Raw genomic sequence first — 1,803 nt, 5'->3', positions numbered from 1 at the left:
ACGACAGCGAGCTGTAGCCCAGGTTCACGAGCACGCCCATGAGCGTCACGTACACAATAGTCACGATAAGCGAGCGCTTGCGAGACCAGCCAGCGCCGTCGGAAATAATAGACGTGCAGGTTTCAACAAGCGAAAGCGAGCTCGTAAGAGCCGCGAACAAAACGAGCACGAAGAACACGACGCCGATGATAGTCGCTGCGCCGCCAAGGTTTTCGAACACCTGAGGCAGAATGATGAACATAAGCGACGGGCCGGAGTTCTGAGCCACAGCATCGCCCGAACCAAGCGCGGCAAACGTAGCGGGAACGATCATGAGACCTGCGAGCAGCGAAACGCCGAATGTGGTGCCCGCGATTTGCGTAACCGAAGACGTGAGCTTCGTGGACTTCTGTAGATAAGAGCCATACGTCACCATAATGCCCATAGCGAGTGACAGAGTGAAGAACGTCTGTCCAAGCGCGGAAATAATCAATTCAGGCGAAAACTTGCTGAAGTCGGGAACCAGATAGTAGGCAAGGCCGTCCATAGCACCCGGCAGAGTGAGCGCGTAAATCGCAACAGCAGCAGCCATCACGATAAGGGCGGGCATCATGATGAGGTTTGCCTTCTCGATGCCCTTGTTCACACCAAGCGCGACGATGAAATACGTCAAAGCCATGAAAATGAGCATGAAGATGATGCTCTCAGCGCCGGAAGTAATGAAACCCGAGAAATAGTTGCCGCCGTCGGCAAGCACCTCAGGAGCAGTCACGATATAGCCGAACACGTATTTCGTGACCCAACCGCCAATTACGCAGTAATACGGCACGATAATAAACGGCACCGCCGACATGAAAATGCCAATGAACGCATACTTCTTGCCAAATGCTTTGAATGCCCCGATAGAGCTCTGGCCCGTCTTGCGGCCAAGCGACGTTTCAAGCAGCAGCAACGCCAAGCCAATGGTGAACACGAAAACGAAGTACATGAGCAAAAACGTGCCGCCGCCGTATTTCGCCGCCAAATAGGGAAAGCGCCACATGCTGCCCAAGCCAACCGCGGAAGCGGCTGCAGACAACACGAAGGCAAGCTTGCCTGACCACGTTGCACGTGATTTTGTAGTTTCTGACATGAGATTCCTCCCGCCGCGCATACGGCGCGCAGGCACGTGGCATGCCCGCGTTCTTTCTTCTATCGAAACGAATTGGACCCTGGCGCGTGGCGCCGCATGGGGCCAAAAGACTTAAGGCGATATTCTAAATCAGCTTTCGGAAAAACCCTCCGACTATCGGGTTTTTCTCGTAGACGGCACAATGGCCACAGAACCACCGCTTTTGCGCCGCATTCTGAAACGAGGCATAGCTAAGCTTCAAAATACCACGCTCACAACGAGCGAAGCTTCGAGCGCCGGAAGAAATCGTCACCCGGAAGCACTATGCGGGCGAGCGAAAGCGAAGTCGCCCAAAAGCCCCATACATATTGGGAAATCGACGACTCCTCGTTGCACAATTAGCCGCGAAGAGGCTGCATGTCTTCGGGGTATTCAACATTCCAGAACACCAAACCGGCCGCAGGCGCATTTTGGCCCGCCGCCCGCCTGTCGCACGCCGCCAGCACGTCGCCCACCCATGCAGGCGACTTGCTGCCACGGCCAACCTCCACAAGCGTTCCAACTATCGTGCGCACCATGGAATGCAGAAACGCGTTGCCCACCACCCGAATGGTCACGACTTCGGTGCCAGCGATAACCTCGGGGTACACCGAAAGCTCCATAACGTCACGATGCGTTGGCTTGCCAACCGCCGAAGCCGCCATACAAAAACT

At 55.4% G+C, this 1,803-nt stretch carries 1 protein-coding gene and 1 pseudogene; both read right to left on the bottom strand.

Annotation, left to right across the window (positions count from 1 at the left end; translation table 11 throughout):
- Window positions 1-1,111, bottom strand: a 1,111-nt coding sequence (locus ACWI8T_RS09885) for a sodium-dependent transporter (protein ID WP_449138812.1), incomplete at its 3' end; no start/stop codon positions are given.
- Between the two features lie 377 nt (window positions 1,112-1,488).
- Window positions 1,489-1,803 (bottom strand): annotated as a pseudogene (locus ACWI8T_RS09880) (tRNA pseudouridine(38-40) synthase TruA); the annotation flags it as partial.

The sequence above is a fragment of the Slackia sp. genome, from assembly GCF_977041755.1.
The sequence above is the reverse complement of the archived record's forward strand: the minus strand, read 5'-3'. Positions and strand labels throughout refer to the sequence as shown.